General features: G+C 59.1%; 3 protein-coding genes. 1 reads left to right on the top strand and 2 read right to left on the bottom strand.

The window, feature by feature from the left end:
- Both QVO51_RS09395 and QVO51_RS09390 read right to left on the bottom strand, forming a co-directional pair.
- A partial coding sequence (locus QVO51_RS09395) for an FHA domain-containing protein (protein ID WP_288168085.1) occupies positions 1-280 on the bottom strand: 280 nt, incomplete at its 3' end.
- Positions 281-467: 187 nt separating this feature from the next.
- A complete protein-coding gene (locus QVO51_RS09390; protein WP_022358186.1) occupies positions 468-1,781 on the bottom strand; it encodes a GDSL-type esterase/lipase family protein in 1,314 nt (437 codons plus the stop codon).
- A 175-nt stretch (positions 1,782-1,956) separates the two neighbouring features.
- Here QVO51_RS09390 and QVO51_RS09385 point away from each other — a divergent pair.
- Positions 1,957-3,107: NAD(P)/FAD-dependent oxidoreductase (locus tag QVO51_RS09385; RefSeq protein ID WP_288168084.1), on the top strand; the 1,151-nt coding region annotated here is incomplete at its 3' end.

Below are 3,107 nucleotides of genomic sequence, written 5' to 3'. Positions count from 1 at the left end.
CCGTGATCCGCCATACCCCATCGCACACTGTCAGCAGTGCATGATACCGGGAGGCGGTGGCATCCTTCAGCTGAATATCGGCGGCACCGTGTCTGCCAATGAGGATCTCCTCCGCCCCCAGAGGGTACCGACGCTTGCTGTCCGCCAGCTCCATCCGGGCGCTGACCTTTTCCCAGACCCGTTCCGTCACACGACGTTCCCGCCCGGTCATCAACATTAGCACCAGGGCGCATATATCTACGATCACCAGAGCCAGGGCGCAAAGCAGCTCCCCGCTCATAGGAAAATTCATCCATTCTTCTGGCACACCAGTCATCCCTTTCTATGTCCGTGATTTTGCGGCAGCACCGCACGAAACTGTGCGGCATTGCCTGATATCTGCATCCCTCCCAGTATACTATATTCCCCGGCGGATGTCAACGCCCGGAGAACTGCAAAAAGCCGGGCATTCCCCGGCTTCTGCGTGTTTATTGGTTTGTCAGCATGCGCCGCAGGATGCACAGGTCGGCACTGTCGATCACGCCGTCCCCGGTCAGCTCCGCAGCCTGCCAGTTTGTCAGGGTACCGGCACCCATGAGCCATTTTTGCAGCAGCACCACGTCTGCCACAGTGCATGCCCCATCCTGATTCAGATCCCCTGCCACCGGCGTATCCCCGGTTTTGTATACCACATCGTACATGGTCTGTGCCCAGAGCTGCCGCATACCGTCATAGCCCTGCTCACTGGGATGCACCCCATCGGCACTGAGCAGATCTGGATGCTCCCGGAAATAAGCTTCAAAATCCGGGCCCTTTACTACATCCGGGTAGTTCTCATAGATTTTGTCCACCATGGCGTTGTATGCCGCCAGATTGTCCCCTACCCCCGGCTCCGTGGCATAGGGGATCCTGGGCACCACCGGGATCTTGCCTGTCGCCAGCACCTGCTCCACCATGCTGGCAGTATTGGCATAGTACTGCGCCGCACCGGTCTGGTTGCCCCAGGCATCGTTGGTGCCGTAAGCAATGCTCACATACTTCCCTGGAAACATCTCCAGCCACCGTTCCATATTTGCAGCACCCTCCACGCTGCGAATACCGCCGATGCCGCCGTTTTCCTGAATGGGGTAATAGGTGCTGTCGATCTGATGCACATACTCCGCAAAGCCGGTTCCATAGCAGTTCATCATGCCGCAGGCGGTAATGGAATCCCCGTAGAAGATCCAGCTGTCGGATACGCCCTCTGCTGTGGTATGCACATCCATGTTGATGGAGATATAGCCTCCCTCTTTGCCGTCACTACCGGTCACATGGAGCCGAATCCAGTTGCAGCCGGTCATATCCACCACATGCTGCCGGGAATGCAGGGTGTTCTCGGTTACAGTGGCTCGCACCTCCCAGCCCTCCTCCGGATAGGTACCGCCGGGAGCGCTGTTCACCTCAACCGTGTAATCCGAGGGCATGCCATTGGGACTGCCGTTGAGGATCGTGTAATCAAACTGCCCCGTAGCATTGTACCACACCAGCGTCACGCTTTTCCGCTGCGCCTCCGGTACGGCTGACAGGTCATAGGCAAGGTAATCCGGTGCTGTGGCATTCCAGAAGGAATAGTAGAACTTGTCGTTGCCGGATGCGGCTGCTCCTGTGCCGGCGGTGGAATATGCCGGCACCTCCCGGCTGATGACCGGGTTGGCAGTAACTGCTCCATAGGCGGTGAAATGCGCTGGGTAAGCCAGTACGCTGCTGCATACAAGCGCCGCTGACAAAACACCCAGCATGGTTCTCTTACGTCTGTGTTTCATGGTTCATCCTCCTGAAATGATTTTGATCTTAAATTTAAGCTGTTCTTTTTACTAATGAAAGCATACCACAGATCCAACCAAAAGTCAATGCCCGTGAATTGACTTCCCACCCGGGCTATGCTATACTGAAAGTAGCTTTGGGCAGACGCAAGCACTGCCCGTTACGGAGGGAACCATGACCCAGACACATACACAAATCGCCGTCATCGGCGGCGGTGCATCCGGCATGACCGCCGCATACACGGCTGCCCGGGCAGGGACACAGGTCACCCTGCTGGAGCGGCTGCCCCGGGTGGGGAAAAAGCTGCTGCTCACCGGCAACGGCAGATGCAATCTCGGCAACATCCACCGGGAACTGAACCACTATCACGGCTCCCTGCCCCAGGCAACGCAGATCCTTGCCCAAACCGAACCGGAAGCCTTTTTCCGCAGGCTTGGGGTCTGCTGCCGGACGGATCCGGAGGGGCGCATATACCCTATGAGCAACACTGCCGCATCGGTACTGGACGGACTGCGCTTTGCCTGCGACGATCAGGGGGTACAGACCTGCTGTGATGCCCAGGTGACCGGCATGCGCCAGGACAAGGGCGGATTTCTTCTCACCACGCCCCAGGGGGTTCTGCATGCAGAACGGGTGATCTTTTCCGCCGGGGGCTATGCTGCCCCCAACTGCGGCACGGACGGCACCGCCATGGCACTGCTCCGGGGACTGGGGCATCCGGTACATACACCCCAGCCGGCTCTGTGTCCCATCCGGACGGATCCGGCAGCAGTCAAGGCTTTAAAGGGCATTCGGGTGCATGCAGCAGTCAGTGCCATACTGGGCAGCAAATGCCTGCGGCAGGAAACCGGCGAATTGCAATTTGCGGACGGCACCCTATCCGGCATCTGCGTCTTTCAACTGTCCGGGCTTGCCGCCCAATACGGCTGCAAATTGACCGTTTCCGTGGATCTGCTGCCGGAATGGAGCCGGGAGGAGGCATACTCCACGCTGTCCGAACTCCACACAAAGCGCAGAAAGCTGTCCCTGGAGGAGCTGCTCACGGGCATGCTGCCCAAGCGGCTGGGACAGGTTCTCCTGCGGCGGATCACGGATGCTCCTCTGACGGAGCCTGCCTCCCGTCTGTCCCCTGGGCAATTGCAGCAAACCGCACAGTTGCTGAAGGCTCTGCCCTTCCCCGTCACCGGCACCGCCCCCTGGCAGGCTGCCCAGGTCACCATGGGGGGCATTCCTGGCAGTGCTCTGACGGACACCCTGGAATCCCGGATCTGCCCCGGTTTGTACATCACCGGAGAAGCAACGGATCTGTACGGAGACTGCGGCGG

The organism is Ruminococcus sp. CAG:379 (genome assembly GCF_000434255.1).
Classification (GTDB): domain Bacteria; phylum Bacillota; class Clostridia; order Oscillospirales; family Ruminococcaceae; genus Ruminococcus_F; species Ruminococcus_F champanellensis.
Note: the sequence above shows the minus strand (reverse complement) of the source record. Positions and strands in the feature narration are given on the sequence as shown.